The organism is Streptomyces sp. CC0208 (assembly GCF_003443735.1).
In the GTDB taxonomy this organism is placed as follows: Bacteria; Actinomycetota; Actinomycetes; order Streptomycetales; family Streptomycetaceae; genus Streptomyces; species Streptomyces sviceus.
The window spans coordinates 6,948,457-6,965,544 of sequence record NZ_CP031969.1 but is presented as its reverse complement, the minus strand read 5'-3'; the positions used below and the strand labels follow the sequence as shown (position 1 = coordinate 6,965,544).

Annotated in this window: 12 protein-coding genes, 3 rRNA genes and 1 pseudogene; 5 read left to right on the top strand and 11 right to left on the bottom strand. The window is 65.9% G+C overall.

Translation table 11 applies throughout. The features are described 5' to 3' along the window. Positions 1–43: 43 nt before the first annotated feature. Entirely contained in the window at positions 44–1,072 is a 1,029-nt protein-coding gene (locus tag D1369_RS31995; protein ID WP_007381060.1) for an HAD hydrolase-like protein, read from the bottom strand. Positions 1,073–1,144: 72 nt separating this feature from the next. Here D1369_RS31995 and D1369_RS31990 point away from each other — a divergent pair, with 72 nt between their 5' ends. After that, entirely contained in the window at positions 1,145–2,437 is a 1,293-nt protein-coding gene (locus D1369_RS31990) for a DUF1015 domain-containing protein (protein WP_007381061.1), read from the top strand. A gap of 60 nt (positions 2,438–2,497) precedes the next feature. On the opposite strand, the gene D1369_RS43465 is transcribed toward D1369_RS31990, so the two are convergent. From D1369_RS43465 to D1369_RS31960, 6 genes and pseudogenes are all read right to left on the bottom strand, one after another. Further along, positions 2,498–3,307 carry a tetratricopeptide repeat protein gene (locus tag D1369_RS43465; protein ID WP_007381062.1) on the bottom strand — a complete coding sequence of 270 codons (810 nt, stop codon included), beginning with the start codon at positions 3,305–3,307 and terminating at the stop codon, positions 2,498–2,500. Positions 3,308–3,892: 585 nt separating this feature from the next. Beyond that, positions 3,893–4,600, bottom strand: a pseudogene (locus D1369_RS44120) (tetratricopeptide repeat protein); the annotation flags it as partial. 122 nt (positions 4,601–4,722) lie between these two features. Beyond that, a 5S ribosomal RNA gene (gene rrf / locus D1369_RS31980) occupies positions 4,723–4,839 on the bottom strand. 106 nt (positions 4,840–4,945) lie between these two features. Continuing rightward, positions 4,946–8,067 (bottom strand): 23S ribosomal RNA (locus D1369_RS31975). A gap of 305 nt (positions 8,068–8,372) precedes the next feature. Beyond that, positions 8,373–9,900 (bottom strand): 16S ribosomal RNA (locus D1369_RS31970). The 16S, 23S and 5S rRNA genes sit together here, the layout of an rRNA operon. A 492-nt stretch (positions 9,901–10,392) precedes the next feature. Continuing rightward, entirely contained in the window at positions 10,393–11,034 is a 642-nt protein-coding gene (locus D1369_RS31960; RefSeq protein WP_007381068.1) for a DNA-3-methyladenine glycosylase, read from the bottom strand. 141 nt (positions 11,035–11,175) lie between these two features. Between D1369_RS31960 and D1369_RS31955 the strand changes: the two genes are divergently transcribed. The 3 genes from D1369_RS31955 to D1369_RS31945 all read left to right on the top strand — a co-directional run bounded on the left by D1369_RS31955 (position 11,176) and on the right by D1369_RS31945 (position 13,201). After that, positions 11,176–11,958: a sporulation protein gene (locus D1369_RS31955; RefSeq protein WP_007381069.1), complete on the top strand. Its 783-nt coding sequence runs from the start codon at positions 11,176–11,178 to the stop codon at positions 11,956–11,958. Between the two features lie 44 nt (positions 11,959–12,002). Further along, positions 12,003–12,542 (top strand): YbhB/YbcL family Raf kinase inhibitor-like protein, encoded by a 540-nt coding sequence (locus D1369_RS31950; RefSeq protein WP_007381070.1) that lies wholly within the window; start codon positions 12,003–12,005, stop codon positions 12,540–12,542. 152 nt (positions 12,543–12,694) lie between these two features. Further along, positions 12,695–13,201, top strand: coding sequence for an HNH endonuclease (locus D1369_RS31945; RefSeq protein ID WP_007381071.1), 507 nt, complete (start codon positions 12,695–12,697; stop codon positions 13,199–13,201). 106 nt (positions 13,202–13,307) lie between these two features. On the opposite strand, the gene D1369_RS31940 is transcribed toward D1369_RS31945, so the two are convergent. From D1369_RS31940 to D1369_RS31930, 3 genes are all read right to left on the bottom strand, one after another. Then, positions 13,308–14,246, bottom strand: a complete 939-nt coding sequence (locus D1369_RS31940) for an SPFH domain-containing protein (RefSeq protein ID WP_007381072.1) — start codon at positions 14,244–14,246, stop codon at positions 13,308–13,310. 130 nt (positions 14,247–14,376) lie between these two features. Next, positions 14,377–14,808: an NfeD family protein gene (locus D1369_RS31935; RefSeq protein WP_007381073.1), complete on the bottom strand. Its 432-nt coding sequence runs from the start codon at positions 14,806–14,808 to the stop codon at positions 14,377–14,379. Between the two features lie 93 nt (positions 14,809–14,901). After that, entirely contained in the window at positions 14,902–15,699 is a 798-nt protein-coding gene (locus D1369_RS31930; protein ID WP_007381074.1) for an ABC transporter ATP-binding protein, read from the bottom strand. 141 nt (positions 15,700–15,840) lie between these two features. On the opposite strand from D1369_RS31930, the gene D1369_RS31925 reads away from it, so the two are divergent. After that, a complete protein-coding gene (locus D1369_RS31925; protein WP_082319550.1) occupies positions 15,841–16,629 on the top strand; it encodes a hypothetical protein in 789 nt (262 codons plus the stop codon). A gap of 128 nt (positions 16,630–16,757) precedes the next feature. On the opposite strand, the gene chpE is transcribed toward D1369_RS31925, so the two are convergent. Next, positions 16,758–17,003 (bottom strand): chaplin ChpE, encoded by a 246-nt coding sequence (gene chpE / locus D1369_RS31920; RefSeq protein ID WP_007381076.1) that lies wholly within the window; start codon positions 17,001–17,003, stop codon positions 16,758–16,760. Between the last annotated feature and the right edge of the window lie 85 nt (positions 17,004–17,088).

Here is a 17,088-nt window from a genome sequence, read left to right as displayed (position 1 = left end):
ATCCCGAGGCCCGAACCCGCCGGGACGCGCACGCGACCGGTGCTCACAGCCCCAGCCTGGCCAGCGCCTTCCCCGCGTCCAGCTCGCACACACCCTCACCGGCCGCCGTCCAGGCCGCCGCGCACAGCGCCCGCAGCCCGTCCAGCGCCTCGCCGTCACCGTCGAGTTCCAGCCGCTCCCGGCCGGCCTTCGCCGTCCAGCCTCCGCACCGGAAGCCCTCTCCCGCCTCGGTGACCTCGGGCTGCCCGGTGAGCATGCCCCGCAGGTCGGCGTCCACGTAGGTCGGCCGGTGCTGTGGTGGCGCGGCCAGCAGCTGGGGGCCGTCGGTGACGCCGGTGAGCACGAGCAGCGAGTCCACCTCGCCGTTGAACGCGCCCTCGATGTCGGTGTCCAGCCGGTCCCCGACCACCAACGGCCGCTCAGCGCCGGTCCGCAGGATCGTCTCCCGGTGCATGGGAGGCAACGGCTTGCCCGCGACCTGCGGCTCGGCACCGGTCGCGATCCGCACGACCTCCACCGCCGCGCCGTTGCCCGGCGCGATCCCGCGCCCGCTCGGAATCGTCAGGTCGGTGTTGGACGCGAACCAGGGCACCCCGCGCGCGACGGCATAACTCGCCTCGGCGAACCGCCCCCAGGGCAGGTCCGGCCCGCCGAAGCCCTGCACGACAGCCGCCGGATCGTCCTCCGCCGACTCCACGGGCTCGAGTCCCCGCTCGCGCAGGGCCACCCGCAGCCCCTCGCCACCGATGACGAGCACCCGCGCCCCGGCCGGCACCTGCTCGCTGATCAGCCGCGCCACCGCCTGGGCGGAGGTGATGACGTCCTCGGCCCCCGTCGGTATCCCCAGCTCGGTGAGGTGCTCGGCCACGGCATCGGGCGTGCGCAGCGCGTTGTTGGTGACGTAGGCGAGGTGCATACCCCCCTCACGCGCGGTGGCGAGCGACTCGACGGCGTGCGCGATCGCGTTCCCGCCCGCGTACACCACCCCGTCGAGGTCGAGCAGCGCGGTGTCGTACGCCTCGCTCAGGGCCCGCCCACTGCCCTCGGGCCTCGTCCTTGCGCGCTGGCTCATTCCGCATCGCTCCTCGTTCGACGGCTTTCCCCCGATCATCCCCCATGGCACTGACACCCGTACGATGCCGGGATGAACTCAGCAGGTCACCCGGAAGCAACAGCGCGCCGAGGCCTGGAACTCACCCCGTTCCGAGGCCTGCGCTACGACCCCGACCGGGTCGGCAGCCTGGCCGCCGTGACATCACCGCCGTACGACGTCGTGGTCCGCCCCGACGGCCTGCACCAGCTCCAGTCCAACGACCCGTACAACATCGTCCGGCTGATCCTCCCGCAGGCGAGGACACCCGCCGAACGCAACGAACAGGCGGCGCGCACCCTGCGCGGCTGGTTCTCCGAGGGCATCCTGGCCGCCGACGCCGAGCCCGGCCTGTACGTCTACGAACAACAGGACGGCGCCGGCCTGCTCCAGCGCGGAATCATCGGCACCCTGCGCCTGTCGGAACCGTCGGAGGGCGTGGTCCTGCCTCACGAGGACGTCATGCCGCACGTCGTCGCCGACCGCGCGGCCCTCATGCGCGCCACCTCCGCGAACCTGGAGCCCCTGCTCCTCACCTACCGCGGCAACGGCTCGGAGTCCGTCACGACGACCGCGATCGAACGCACGGCCGAGCAGCCACCCCTCCTCGCCACCACCACCGAGGACGGCTACCGCCACCGCCTGTGGTCGATCACCGACCCCGCCGAAGTGGCCCGCATCCAGTCCGACCTGACCCGGTACCAGGCCCTCATCGCCGACGGCCACCACCGCTGGGCGACCTACCGCCGGCTCCGCGCGGAGCACCCCTCCCCCAGCCCTTGGGACCACGGCCTGGTCCTCCTCGTCGACACGGCCCGCTACCCCCTCCGAGTCCGGGCCATCCACCGTCTCCTGCACGAGGTCCCGGTGTCCCGGTCCCTGGCGCTCCTCGACGGCCTCTTCCGCGTACGACGCCTCGACGTGCCCCTGGCCGAGGCCCTGGACACCCTCGCCGACGCGGCCTGCGCGGGCAACGCCTTCCTCCTCGCCGGCGACGGCGCCTTCCACCTGGTGGACCGCCCGGACCCGGACCTCCTGTCCCGCACGATCCCCGCGGACCACCCCACCGCCTGGCGCACCCTGGACGCCACGGTCCTGCACGCCACGCTCCTCGCCCATGTCTGGCACATCCCCGAGGACGACCCCGCCCGCATCGCCTACATCCACGACACCGCCGCCACGGTCGAGAAGGCGGAACGCGACGGCGGTACGGCGGTCCTGATGCACCCGGTCCGCGAGGAGGTCGTCCGTGATCTCGCCCGCCAGGGCGTCACGATGCCCCGCAAGTCGACGTCGTTCGGCCCGAAACCGGCGTCGGGCCTGGTCCTGCGCGCACTGGACGTATGACGCACAAAGGGGCGGGATCCCGGGATCCCGCCCCTTGTTCATCGCTCATCGACGCGTAGGTCAGTCCTTGAGGTCACCCTCGTCGACTTCCTCGACTTCCTCGACTTCCTCGTCCTCTACGACCTTCTCAGCGGCCTCGGTGACACCCGCGTCCTCGGTCTCAGCCTCGTCCTCATCCTCGAGCTCGTCCTCGGCGAAGGCGTCGACGAACTCGACCCCGTCCAGCTCGGCGAGCCGGTCGGAGGCGTCCGTGCTGCCGTCCTTGTCGGACTCGATGGCCTTGGCGAACCACTCGCGCGCCTCGTCCTCCCGGCCGGCCGCGAGCAGCGCGTCGGCGTACGCGTACCGCAGTCGCGCGGTCCACGGCTGCACCGAGTTGGAGGCCAGCTCGGGGCTCTGCAGCGTCACGATGGCCGCGTCCAGCTGTCCCATGTCACGCCGGGCACCGGCGGCGACGAGCCGCATCTCCACCTGGCCGGCCTTGTCGAGCTTGTGCACCTCGGGCGCCCCGGCCATGTCCAGCGCCTTCTCCGGCCGCCCGAGCCCCCGCTCGCAGTCGGCCATGACGGGCCACAGCTCCACGTGCCCGGTCATCCGCCGCGCGGCCCGGAACTCGGCGAGCGCCTCGCTGTACTTCTGGTTGGCGTACGCCGCGAACCCGGCCGCCTCGCGTACGGCGGCGACACGCGACGCCAGCCGCAGGGCCACCTTGGAGTAGCCGTAGGCGCCCTCGGGGTCCTCGTCGATGAGCCGGGCGACCATCACCAGGTTCTTGGCGACATCCTCCGCGAGCCCCTTCGGCAGGCTCTGCAGCTCCTGCCGTACGTCCTTGTCGATCTCCTCGCCTGTGACGTCCTCGGGGATCGGCAGCCGCTTGATCGGCTCACGATCGCGGTCCCGCTCGTCGCGGAAACGGCTGCCACCGCCACGCCGGTCGTCGCCACCGCGCCGGTCGTCCCGCCCACGGAAGCCACCGGGCCGTCCGCCGCGGTCGTCCCGACGGGGCCCACTGCTTCCACCACGGTCGTCACGGCGGAAGCCACCGCGGTCCCCGCCACGGCTGTCACCACGGTCGTCACGGCGGAAGCCACCGCGGTCCCCGCCACGGCTGTCACCACGGTCGTCGCGGCGGAAGCCACCGCGATCGCCACCACCACTGCGGTTGTCGTCACGACGGAAGCCACTACGGTCGTCGCTGCGGCGGTCGTTGTCCCGGCGGAAGCCGCCGCGGTCGCTGCGGTCGTCGCTGCGTCGGTCATCACGTCGGTCGTCGCGGCGCGGGGCGTAGCCGCTGCCCCGGTTGTCGTCCCGGCGGAAACCACCACGATCGTCACGGCGCTCTACACGCTCGCCGCGGTCCCCACGCTCGCCGCGGTCGTCACGACGGAACGCAGGCCGGTCATCGTCACGCCGGAAACCACGGTCACGGTCGTCCCGGCGAGGCCCAGCCGGCCGGTCGTCGCGACGGAACGGAGGACGAGCCCCACGGTCCCCACCACGGTTGTCACCACCGCGATCGTCTCGCCGGAAGCCACCACGATCACCACCACTGCGGTTGTCATCGCGGCGGAAGCCGCCGCGGTCGCCGCGGTCGTCGCTGCGTCGGTCATCGCGACGGTCGTCACGGCGCGGGGCGTAGCCGCTGCCCCGGTTGTCGTCCCGGCGGAAGCCGCCGCGGTCGCTGCGGTCGTCGCTGCGTCGGTCATCACGTCGGTCGTCGCGGCGCGGGGCGTAGCCGCTGCCCCGGTTGTCGTCCCGGCGGAAACCACCACGATCGTCACGGCGCTCTACACGCTCGCCGCGGTCCCCACGCTCGCCGCGGTCGTCACGACGGAACGCAGGCCGGTCATCGTCACGCCGGAAACCACGGTCACGGTCGTCCCGGCGAGGCCCAGCCGGCCGGTCGTCGCGACGGAACGGAGGACGAGCCCCACGGTCCCCACCACGGTTGTCACCACCGCGATCGTCACGGCGGAAGCCACCACGATCACCACCACCACTGCGGTTGTCGTCACGACGGTCGTCGCGGCGGACGTAACCACCACCGCGATTGCCGCCACGGTCGTTCCCACCGCGGTCGTTGTCGCGGCGGAAGCCGCCGCGGTCCCCCCGGTAGCCTCGATCGCCGCGGTCACCACTGTCCCGTCGTTGCTGGTCGCGCTCCGGTCGGTCGTCGGGAGAGTTGGTGGACATGGTGACTCCTGTCTTCGGTACTGCAAGCATTCTAAAAACAAAAGGACCCCTGGTCCCAGCTGAACGCTGGGACCAGGGGTCCTCCAAATATTGTTCGGCGGTGTCCTACTCTCCCACAGGGTCCCCCCTGCAGTACCATCGGCGCTGTAAGGCTTAGCTTCCGGGTTCGGAATGTAACCGGGCGTTTCCCTCACGCTATGACCACCGAAACCCTAATGGTTTCGAGCGAACAAGCACACTTTTCTGTTGTGTGGTTCAAGCTCTAACCGACAACTGTTCGTTGTCTCAGAACTAACACAGTGGACGCGAGCAACTGAGGACAAGCCCTCGGCCTATTAGTACCGGTCACCTCCACCCATTACTGGGCTTCCAGATCCGGCCTATCAACCCAGTCGTCTACTGGGAGCCTTAACCCCTCAAGGGGGTGGGAGTCCTCATCTCGAAGCAGGCTTCCCGCTTAGATGCTTTCAGCGGTTATCCCTCCCGAACGTAGCCAACCAGCCATGCCCTTGGCAGGACAACTGGCACACCAGAGGTTCGTCCGTCCCGGTCCTCTCGTACTAGGGACAGCCCTTCTCAAGACTCCTACGCGCACAGCGGATAGGGACCGAACTGTCTCACGACGTTCTAAACCCAGCTCGCGTACCGCTTTAATGGGCGAACAGCCCAACCCTTGGGACCGACTCCAGCCCCAGGATGCGACGAGCCGACATCGAGGTGCCAAACCATCCCGTCGATATGGACTCTTGGGGAAGATCAGCCTGTTATCCCCGGGGTACCTTTTATCCGTTGAGCGACGGCGCTTCCACAAGCCACCGCCGGATCACTAGTCCCGACTTTCGTCCCTGCTCGACCCGTCGGTCTCACAGTCAAGCTCCCTTGTGCACTTACACTCAACACCTGATTACCAACCAGGCTGAGGGAACCTTTGGGCGCCTCCGTTACTCTTTAGGAGGCAACCGCCCCAGTTAAACTACCCATCAGACACTGTCCCTGATCCGGATCACGGACCCAGGTTAGACATCCAGCACGACCAGACTGGTATTTCAACGACGACTCCACCTGAACTGGCGTCCAAGCTTCACAGTCTCCCAGCTATCCTACACAAGCCGAACCGAACACCAATATCAAACTGTAGTAAAGGTCCCGGGGTCTTTCCGTCCTGCTGCGCGAAACGAGCATCTTTACTCGTAGTGCAATTTCACCGGGCCTATGGTTGAGACAGTCGAGAAGTCGTTACGCCATTCGTGCAGGTCGGAACTTACCCGACAAGGAATTTCGCTACCTTAGGATGGTTATAGTTACCACCGCCGTTTACTGGCGCTTAAGTTCTCAGCTTCGCCACACCGAAATGTGACTAACCGGTCCCCTTAACGTTCCAGCACCGGGCAGGCGTCAGTCCGTATACATCGCCTTACGGCTTCGCACGGACCTGTGTTTTTAGTAAACAGTCGCTTCTCGCTGGTCTCTGCGGCCACCCCCAGCTCGAGGAGCAAGTCCTCTCACCAGTGATGGCCCCCCTTCTCCCGAAGTTACGGGGGCATTTTGCCGAGTTCCTTAACCATAGTTCACCCGAACGCCTCGGTATTCTCTACCTGACCACCTGAGTCGGTTTAGGGTACGGGCCGCCATGAAACTCGCTAGAGGCTTTTCTCGACAGCATAGGATCATCCACTTCACCACAATCGGCTCGGCATCAGGTCTCAGCCTTATGTGCGACGGATTTACCTATCACACGGCCTACACCCTTACCCCGGGACAACCACCGCCCGGGCTGGACTACCTTCCTGCGTCACCCCATCACTCACCTACTACAAGTCTGGTTCGCCGGCTCCACCACTTTCCTTTCCCCGAAGGGTCCGGAACGGCTTCACGGACTTAGCATCGCCTGGTTCGATGTTTGACGCTTCACAGCGGGTACCGGAATATCAACCGGTTATCCATCGACTACGCCTGTCGGCCTCGCCTTAGGTCCCGACTTACCCTGGGCAGATCAGCTTGACCCAGGAACCCTTAGTCAATCGGCGCACACGTTTCCCACGTGTGTATCGCTACTCATGCCTGCATTCTCACTCGTGAACCGTCCACCACTAGCTTCCGCTGCAGCTTCACCCGGCACACGACGCTCCCCTACCCATCACAGCGGGCGTTGGCCCTCATGCTGCAATGACACGACTTCGGCGGTACGCTTGAGCCCCGCTACATTGTCGGCGCGGAATCACTAGACCAGTGAGCTATTACGCACTCTTTCAAGGGTGGCTGCTTCTAAGCCAACCTCCTGGTTGTCTCTGCGACTCCACATCCTTTCCCACTTAGCGTACGCTTAGGGGCCTTAGTCGATGCTCTGGGCTGTTTCCCTCTCGACCATGGAGCTTATCCCCCACAGTCTCACTGCCGCGCTCTCACTTACCGGCATTCGGAGTTTGGCTAAGGTCAGTAACCCGGTAGGGCCCATCGCCTATCCAGTGCTCTACCTCCGGCAAGAAACACACGACGCTGCACCTAAATGCATTTCGGGGAGAACCAGCTATCACGGAGTTTGATTGGCCTTTCACCCCTAACCACAGGTCATCCCCCAGGTTTTCAACCCTGGTGGGTTCGGTCCTCCACGAAGTCTTACCTCCGCTTCAACCTGCCCATGGCTAGATCACTCCGCTTCGGGTCTTGAGCGTGCTACTCAAACGCCCTATTAGGACTCGCTTTCGCTACGGCTACCCCACCCGGGTTAACCTCGCAACACACCGCAAACTCGCAGGCTCATTCTTCAAAAGGCACGCAGTCACGACGCATTGAGTAAACTCAATGCGCGACGCTCCCACGGCTTGTAGGCACACGGTTTCAGGTACTATTTCACTCCGCTCCCGCGGTACTTTTCACCATTCCCTCACGGTACTATCCGCTATCGGTCACCAGGGAATATTTAGGCTTAGCGGGTGGTCCCGCCAGATTCACACGGGATTTCTCGGGCCCCGTGCTACTTGGGTGTCTCTCAAACGAGCCGCTGATGTTTCGACTACGGGGGTCTTACCCTCTACGCCGGACCTTTCGCATGTCCTTCGCCTACATCAACGGTTTCTGACTCGTCTCACAGCCGGCAGACTGTGAAAGAGAGATCCCACAACCCCGCATGCGCAACCCCTGCCGGGTCTCACACGCATACGGTTTGGCCTCATCCGGTTTCGCTCGCCACTACTCCCGGAATCACGGTTGTTTTCTCTTCCTGCGGGTACTGAGATGTTTCACTTCCCCGCGTTCCCTCCACATACCCTATGTGTTCAGGTATGGGTGACAGCCCATGACGACTGCCGGGTTTCCCCATTCGGAAACCCCCGGATCAAAGCCTGGTTGACGACTCCCCGGGGACTATCGTGGCCTCCCACGTCCTTCATCGGTTCCTGGTGCCAAGGCATCCACCGTGCGCCCTTAAAAACTTGGCCACAGATGCTCGCGTCCACTGTGCAGTTCTCAAACAACGACCAGCCACCCGTCACACACCACTTACGCGATGCTTCACCGGGGCCGGTATCAGAGGGGGTTCATTCCCTCAGACACCCAACAGCGTGCCCGACACCCTCGCCACTCGTGATCAGCTTTCCACGCTCCGAAGAGCAGTACTGGCAGCCCGAGATGACTGAAAGTGCCGAATAATCAACGTTCCACCCATGAGCAACCACCGCAGAACGTTTGCCTGCGTAATGGCCCTGGACCACCAAGCAAGCTTGGCGGCCTAGATGCTCCTTAGAAAGGAGGTGATCCAGCCGCACCTTCCGGTACGGCTACCTTGTTACGACTTCGTCCCAATCGCCAGTCCCACCTTCGACAGCTCCCTCCCCACAAGGGGGTTGGGCCACCGGCTTCGGGTGTTACCGACTTTCGTGACGTGACGGGCGGTGTGTACAAGGCCCGGGAACGTATTCACCGCAGCAATGCTGATCTGCGATTACTAGCAACTCCGACTTCATGGGGTCGAGTTGCAGACCCCAATCCGAACTGAGACAGGCTTTTTGAGATTCGCTCCACCTCACGGTATCGCAGCTCATTGTACCTGCCATTGTAGCACGTGTGCAGCCCAAGACATAAGGGGCATGATGACTTGACGTCGTCCCCACCTTCCTCCGAGTTGACCCCGGCGGTCTCCTGTGAGTCCCCATCACCCCGAAGGGCATGCTGGCAACACAGGACAAGGGTTGCGCTCGTTGCGGGACTTAACCCAACATCTCACGACACGAGCTGACGACAGCCATGCACCACCTGTACACCGACCACAAGGGGGGCACCATCTCTGATGCTTTCCGGTGTATGTCAAGCCTTGGTAAGGTTCTTCGCGTTGCGTCGAATTAAGCCACATGCTCCGCTGCTTGTGCGGGCCCCCGTCAATTCCTTTGAGTTTTAGCCTTGCGGCCGTACTCCCCAGGCGGGGAACTTAATGCGTTAGCTGCGGCACCGACGACGTGGAATGTCGCCAACACCTAGTTCCCACCGTTTACGGCGTGGACTACCAGGGTATCTAATCCTGTTCGCTCCCCACGCTTTCGCTCCTCAGCGTCAGTAATGGCCCAGAGATCCGCCTTCGCCACCGGTGTTCCTCCTGATATCTGCGCATTTCACCGCTACACCAGGAATTCCGATCTCCCCTACCACACTCTAGCTAGCCCGTATCGAATGCAGACCCGGGGTTAAGCCCCGGGCTTTCACACCCGACGTGACAAGCCGCCTACGAGCTCTTTACGCCCAATAATTCCGGACAACGCTTGCGCCCTACGTATTACCGCGGCTGCTGGCACGTAGTTAGCCGGCGCTTCTTCTGCAGGTACCGTCACTTTCGCTTCTTCCCTGCTGAAAGAGGTTTACAACCCGAAGGCCGTCATCCCTCACGCGGCGTCGCTGCATCAGGCTTTCGCCCATTGTGCAATATTCCCCACTGCTGCCTCCCGTAGGAGTCTGGGCCGTGTCTCAGTCCCAGTGTGGCCGGTCGCCCTCTCAGGCCGGCTACCCGTCGTCGCCTTGGTGAGCCATTACCTCACCAACAAGCTGATAGGCCGCGGGCTCATCCTTCACCGCCGGAGCTTTCAACCCGCACAGATGCCCGTGCGAGTGGTATCCGGTATTAGACCCCGTTTCCAGGGCTTGTCCCAGAGTGAAGGGCAGATTGCCCACGTGTTACTCACCCGTTCGCCACTAATCCCCACCGAAGTGGTTCATCGTTCGACTTGCATGTGTTAAGCACGCCGCCAGCGTTCGTCCTGAGCCAGGATCAAACTCTCCGTGAATGTTTACCCGTAATCGGGTGCACACACACGAGAGCGGAACAACCACCGGAATAAGGCGGTCGTTCACAGCGTCCTCGCTGTGTTTATTTCAAAGGAACCTCGTCCCAGCAGATGCTGGAGACGGGGTATCAACATATCTGGCGTTGATTTTTGGCACGCTGTTGAGTTCTCAAGGAACGGACGCTTCCTTTGTACTCACCCTCTCGGGCTTTCCTCCGGGCAGTTTCCCTTCGGTCTTGCGTTTCCGACTCTATCAGATCCTTTCGGGCCTGATTCCCTGTCGGCGGGGCCTTTCGACATTCACTACGTTAGCCGATTCCCTCGGCAACTCATAATCGAGTTCCGCGAGTTCGAATTCGGGCGTGCGGGCACGCCGAAATCGCCCCCGCTGAGGGGATGTCGTAGGTAGTGGTTTGGCCGCTCTCGGCTGCTGGCGATCGCCGTAACCGGGTCAAGCGGCTCGGGCCACGTTACGCACCTTCCAAGAGCGAGTCAACTTGAGCGCCGCCTCGGGGCATGCGCGCGATAGGGGCTCACTGTCGGGTCGTTGGCGACCCAGAACCGCCAGGGGTGGACGCCTCCGTCGCCGGCCACTCCGGTTCGCGGACCGTTGAGTACCTGGTCGGAGGCGACCGGAGTGCCGGTGAGCACCCTCAGCGGGGTCTCGCCCGGGTCGCAGGCGTCCGTACCGTCCAGGGCCCGGTCCACGCCGAGGGCCGTGGCCAGACGGGCCGGCCCTTTGGCCAGTTCCTTGTCATTTCGGGCCGAGAGTCGACGTTTGCGTGCCAGCTCGGCGCCTTCGAGGACCTCGCCGGCGCGGAGCAGGACGGCGCTCGCCCGGCCTTCCGGTCCGCACACCAGGTTCATGCAGAACCACATGCCGTAGGTGAAGTAGACGTACACATGCCCGGGCGGACCGAACATCACGTCGTTGCGGGCCGTGCGGCCGCGATAGGCGTGGGAGCCGGGGTCGTTCGGACCGTCGTACGCCTCGACCTCCGTGAGGCGCACCACGATCGGGCCGTCCGGGGTCGTACGGACGAGGGTGCGGCCGAGGAGGTCGGGGGCGACTTCCAGTACGGGGCGGTCGAAGAACTCTCGTGGCAGTGGCGTACGGTCCGGGGGCGTGATCATGGCGTACGAGCGTAGTCCAGACGGGTGTGTGCCAAGGGGTGGCCAAGGGTTCGTCCGCTTGCCAGGGTGAGGGCGCGGAACCGACCACGGCCGGATCGCGTTTGTAGGGATCAGGAATCCGCGCGTTCTAAGAGGAGAGACATGGCGTTCAAGAAGCTGCTCGCGAGCCTGGGGGCCGGCGGGGCTTCGGTGGAGACGGTGCTGACCGAGGTCAACGTCGTCCCGGGTGGTGTCGTCCAGGGCGAGGTGCGGATCCAGGGTGGATCCGTCGACCAGGAGATCGAGGGGCTGTCGGTCGGGCTCCAGGCCAAGGTCGAGGTCGAGAGCGGCGACCAGGAGTACAAGCAGGACATCGAGTTCACGAAGGTCTCGCTCGGCGGTGCCTTCACGCTTCAGGCGAACGCGGTACACGCGGTGCCGTTCGGTCTGGAGATTCCCTGGGAGACGCCGATCACGATGATCGACGGCCAGACGCTGCGCGGTATGAACGTCGGCGTGACGACCGAGCTGGCGATCGCGCGTGCCGTGGACTCCGGTGACCTGGACCCCGTCAACGTGCACCCGCTGCCGGCGCAGAAGGCGATCCTGGACGCCTTCATGCAGCTGGGCTTCCGCTTCAAGAACGCGGACCTGGAGCGCGGCCACATCCGGGGGACGCGGCAGCAGCTGCCGTTCTACCAGGAGATCGAGTTCTTCCCGCCGCAGCAGTACCGCGGGCTCAACCAGGTCGAGTTGAGCTTCGTCGCGGACGGCAACGCGATGGACGTCGTGCTGGAGATGGACAAGAAGCCGGGGCTGTTCAGCGAGGGCAGTGACACGTTCCGGTCCTTCCAGGTGGGGCTGCACGACTACCAGAGCACCGACTGGGCCGCCTACCTCAACCAGTGGCTGTCCGAGGTCGGCAGCAGGCGCAACTGGTTCTAGGCTCGGGAACTGCTGATTCCGGTAATCGATCAGGAGGTACCGAGGTGACCGAGCTCAAGCGGCGTCCGCTCCCCCATGACTTCCATCCGCCCGTCCCGTCGTTCACGGTGACGAGCGAGGACGTACAGGAGGGCGGCACGCTCAAGGACGCTCAGGTCTACGCGGCCGGCAACACCTCTCCGCAGCTGCGCTGGGAGGGCTTCCCGCCGGAGACCAAGAGCTTCGCCGTGACCTGTTACGACCCCGACGCGCCTACGGGCAGCGGGTTCTGGCACTGGGTCGTGTTCGACATCCCGGCCTCGGTGACCGAGCTGCCGGTCGGTGCGGGCAGCGGCAAGTTCGAGGGGCTGCCGGAGGGTGCCGTACAGGCGCGGAACGACTACGGGTCGAAGGACTTCGGTGGGGCCGCTCCGCCGGCCGGGGACGGGCCGCACCGGTACGTCTTCACCGTGTACGCCGTGGACCAGGAGAAGCTCGGGCCGGATGCCGATGCGTCGCCTGCTTATGTGGGCTTCAACCTGCGGTTCCACACCGTCGCGCGGGCCCAGTTGATCGGTGAGTACGAGGTGCCCGCCGAAGACTGACGTTCATCGGGCGTTTGCCCGCCTCTGGTCTTGGAATTGATCAGAGGCGGGCACTTTTTTATTGCGTTGTCCATCTCGGCGTGCCCGGCCAGAGTTGATCCAAGCCCAAGCCCGCCAGGGGGTGGGACGGTGCACATGGGAGGTGGGCTGACATGCGGGACACGCTGGTACTGAACGCGAGCTTCGAGCCGCTGTCGACGGTGACGTTGAACCGAGCCGTCGTTCTGGTGCTTCAGGACAAGGCCGTCGTCGAGCAGTCCCACCCCGAACTGCGCATGCGCGGAGCCGCGGTCGACATACCGGCGCCCCGGGTGATCAGGTTGTGCAGGTATGTGCGGGTGCCCTTCCGAAGACAAGCCCCGTGGTCGCGGCGGGGTGTTCTGGTGCGTGACCGGCACAGGTGCGCGTACTGCGGGCGGCGGGCGACGACCGTGGACCACGTGGTGCCGCGGTCGCAGGGTGGTCAGGACACCTGGCTGAACACGGTGGCCTCCTGCGCGGAGGACAACCACCGCAAGGCGAACCGGACTCCGGCGGAGGCGGGGATGCCGTTGCTGCGGGAGCCGTTCGAGCCCACTCCGGCGGACGCGATGCTGTTGTCGCTGGGGCACGAGGACTTCTCGGCGTTGCCGGATTGGCTGGCTGGAGAGGCCGCCTAGTCGTCTGCCGGGATCGGTTGGGTTGCGGCTGACGGTTCGTCGTGGCCTGTCGCGCAGTTCCCCGCGCCCCTGGGTGGGTGCGGGGAACCTTGTGTTCACGGCTCTGTCAGTCGATCTTCGGGGTTTCCCGGCGTTCCGAGCCGCCGTTGCCTGCGCCCGAACCGCCGCCGAAGTTGCCGAAGTTGCCCATCGCTCCGGAGAGGCCCTTGAGGGCGTCGCCGATTTCGCTGGGGACGATCCAGAGCTTGTTGGCGTCGCCCTCGGCGATCTTCGGGAGCATCTGGAGGTACTGGTAGGAGAGGAGCTTCTGGTCCGGGTCTCCGGCGTGGATCGCCTCGAAGACCGTGCGGACGGCCTGGGCTTCGCCTTCGGCGCGGAGGGCGGCGGCCTTGGCCTCACCCTCGGCGCGCAGGATCTGGGACTGCTTCTCACCCTCGGCCGTGAGGATCGCGGCCTGGCGCGTACCTTCGGCGGTGAGGATCGCGGCGCGCTTGTCACGGTCGGCGCGCATCTGCTTCTCCATCGAGTCCTGGATGGAGGTCGGGGGCTCGATGGCCTTCAGTTCCACGCGGTTGACGCGGATGCCCCACTTGCCGGTGGCCTCGTCGAGGACGCCGCGCAGGGCCGCGTTGATCTCCTCGCGGGAGGTCAGGGTCCGCTCCAGGTCCATGCCGCCGATGATGTTGCGGAGGGTGGTGACGGTGAGCTGCTCGATCGCCTGGATGTAGCTGGCGACCTCGTAGGTCGCCGCCCGGGCGTCGGTGACCTGGTAATAGATGACCGTGTCGATGTTGACGACCAGGTTGTCCTGGGTGATCACCGGCTGCGGCGGGAAGGGGACGACCTGTTCACGCAGGTCGATGCGGTTGCGGATGGTGTCTATGAACGGGACGACGATGTTGAGTCCCGCGTTGAGCGTCCGCGTGTAGCGGCCGAAGCGCTCGACAATCGCGGCGCTCGCCTGCGGGATGACCTGGATCGTCTTGATCAGGGCGATGAAGACCAACACCACCAGGATGATCAAGACGATGATGACCGGTTCCATCGTGCTCCCCGTGCCCTTCTCTGCCTCGGCGTTCTCGGAAGATCTTATGGTTGTTGAAGATCTTGCTGGTCGAGTCTGACAGACCGTCGCACAACTCGTGGTGCGTTCGGTTCAGTTGCATCCTGCGAGGTCACATGATGATCGCCGTGGCTCCCTCGATGTCCACGACATCCACTTCCTGGCCTACTTCGAAGGCACGGCCGGTGTCGAGAGAGCGGGCGGACCAGACTTCGCCGGCGAGCTTGATCCGGCCACCCGTGCTGTCGACACGCTCCAGGACGACGGCCTGTTTGCCCCTCAACGCGTCGATACCCGTGGCGAGTTGGGGCCGCTGGGAGCGATGCCGGGTCGCGATGGGCCGTACGACGGCGATGAGGGCCACCGAGACGACGGCGAACACGAGCACCTGGACGACGACGTCACCGCCGAGTCCGGCCGCGATCGCGGCGGCGAAGGCGCCCGCCGCGAGCATGCCGAACTCCGGCATCGCGGTCACCACGAGCGGGATTCCGAGCGCTGCCGCGCCGACGAGCCACCACACCCATGCGTCGATGTCGTTCACATGGTCATGGTAGGTCCGGGGGTACCGCCGCGGACAGGGCGCGATGGCGCGGGACGGGCTTCTTACCCTTGTTTTTGCGGGGACTTCACGTGATCACGACAGCGGAAGGCCCTGTGCGGTCCAGCGCTCGCCGACCTGCTCGACGACAAGGGGGAGGCCGAAGCACATGGAGAGGTTGCGGGAGGTGAGTTCGAGCTCCAGGGGACCGGCGGCGAGCACCCTGCCCTGACGGATCATGAGGACGTGGGTGAAGCCGGGGGCGATCTCCTCGACATGGTGGGTGACCATGAGCATCGAGGGGGCGATCGGGTCGCGGGCGAGCCGGCCGAGGCGGCGGACCAGGTCCTCGCGGCCGCCGAGATCGAGGCCGGCGGCGGGCTCGTCGAGAAGCAGGAGCTCGGGGTCGGTCATGAGGGCGCGGGCGATGAGGGTGCGCTTGCGCTCGCCCTCGGAGAGGGTGCCGAACTTGCGGTCCAGGTAGTCGCTCATGCCGAGGCGGTCGAGGAAGGCGCGGGCGCGCTGCTCGTCGATCTCCTCGTACTCCTCCTGCCAGCCGGCGGTCATGCCGTACGCCGCCGTCAGCACGGTCTCCAGGACGGTCTGGCGCTTGGGGAGCTTGTCGGCCATGGCGATGCCGGCCATGCCGATGCGCGGGCGCAGTTCGAAGACGTCGGTGCCGGGCCTGCCGAGGGTCTCGCCGAGGATGGTGGCGGTGCCCTTGCTGGGGTAGAGGTAGCTGGACGCGAGGTTCAGGAGCGTGGTCTTGCCGGCGCCGTTGGGGCCGAGGATGACCCATCGCTCGCCCTCTTTGACCGACCAGGAGACCTGGTCCACCAGAGCCCGGTCCTCGCGGACCACGGATACGTCCTGAAGCTCCAGAACATCGCTCATGAGCGCGTTGTCTCCCCTTGCAGTGTGACCGGTGTCGGCGTCTCGGCTGGCGCGTGCGCGCTTTTGGGCGCAGCCCTCGATGAAATCTACGCCACCGGTCGGCGGCTCCCGTCCAGTGGTCCGGTCCTTAGGCTGGGGGGCATGTTCTCGGAACCGCGCTCTGGACGCCTTGCCGCTTGGGGAAACGGTCTTTTGGCCGGACTTGTCTCGCCGGACGACGCCGTGTCGGCGATCGTCGGTGACGATGCCGTGCACCGGGTCGAGGGGCTGCCGGGTGAGCCGGCGGCCGTCGGTCTGACGCTGGCGCTGGGGCGGCTGCGGTCGCTCGGCGTGACGGGACTGCGGGTGGCGCTGCCCGCGCCCGGGCATCCGCTGGGGTTGAGCGGTCCGCCGGAGTTCAACGCGCGGGCGTTGGAGGCGGAGGAGGCGGTGGTCTGTCACGGCGCCGCGCTGGGCCTGGTGCCGGAGGTGTACGAGGCCGGGCCCGCGGGTGATGTGCATGTCGAGGTGGTGTGGCAGGTGCTGCCGGTGCGGGAGGCTCCGCCGGCGGACGTTCCCTCGCTGGGTGAGGCCGAGCGGGAGCTCGCGGAGGCCTTGCGGGAGGCGACGGAGGTGTTGTCGCGGCTGGACGTGGCCGCTTCGGGGCCGGTGGCGGAGGCGGCGATCGGGGCGTACCGGGCTCGGGCCGAGCGGGGGCGGGAGGTGCTGGCGCCGGGGTATCCGCCCAGGGCGGTGCGGGTGCTGGAGCTTGCTCAGCGGGTGGGGTTGTTGGTGTCGCTGGCCCACGAGAGGGGGCACGGGGGTGCGGTGAGCTCCGCCGAGATGCGGGCTCGGGGGGAGGCCTTGCGCCCGGTGGAGCGGACGGGGCGGCGGGCACAGGTGGCCGCCTACAACGCGTACGTGGAGGAGTTGGAGCGAGGGGTGCGGTGACCGGCGTGGGGCTGGGCTGCGGCGGCGGTGAGTACGCGGTCCGGCACCATGGGTGCACAAACGGACCGGCCTCCCGGGTGCGTGAGGCACCCGGGAGGCCGAAGTCACTGCCCGCTCGGCGAGGGACGTCAGTGGTTGAGACCGAGGTTGCCGAAGGCGGGGTTCAGCACGCCGATGACGTTCACGCTGTTGCCGACCGCGTTCACCGGGACGTGCACCGGGGCCTGGACGAGGTTGCCCGAGATGACGCCGGGCGAGCCCACGGCCTTGCCGTCGGCGTGCGCCCCGTCGGTGGCGGAGGCCATACCGGCACCGGCGGCGATCAGCCCTCCGGCCACCATCGTCACGGCCGCTGCCTTCTTCAGGTTCTTCACTTCTAAGCCCTCCCTAGCGATTGCCGCGGCACTCGCCGCAGCACGCACTGGAGAACGGCGGGCCTCCACGAAGGATGCGCCATTC

Bases quoted from the DNA above. Each gene is read 5' to 3' on its own strand.
- D1369_RS31995 (WP_007381060.1), bottom strand. From the start codon at position 1,072: ATGAGCCAGCGCGCAAGGACGAGGCCCGAGGGCAGTGGGCGGGCCCTG.
- D1369_RS31990 (WP_007381061.1), top strand. From the start codon at position 1,145: ATGAACTCAGCAGGTCACCCGGAAGCAACAGCGCGCCGAGGCCTGGAA.
- D1369_RS31960 (WP_007381068.1), bottom strand. From the start codon at position 11,034: ATGATCACGCCCCCGGACCGTACGCCACTGCCACGAGAGTTCTTCGAC.
- D1369_RS31955 (WP_007381069.1), top strand. From the start codon at position 11,176: ATGGCGTTCAAGAAGCTGCTCGCGAGCCTGGGGGCCGGCGGGGCTTCG.
- D1369_RS31945 (WP_007381071.1), top strand. From the start codon at position 12,695: ATGCGGGACACGCTGGTACTGAACGCGAGCTTCGAGCCGCTGTCGACG.
- D1369_RS31940 (WP_007381072.1), bottom strand. From the start codon at position 14,246: ATGGAACCGGTCATCATCGTCTTGATCATCCTGGTGGTGTTGGTCTTC.
- D1369_RS31930 (WP_007381074.1), bottom strand. From the start codon at position 15,699: ATGAGCGATGTTCTGGAGCTTCAGGACGTATCCGTGGTCCGCGAGGAC.
- D1369_RS31925 (WP_082319550.1), top strand. From the start codon at position 15,841: ATGTTCTCGGAACCGCGCTCTGGACGCCTTGCCGCTTGGGGAAACGGT.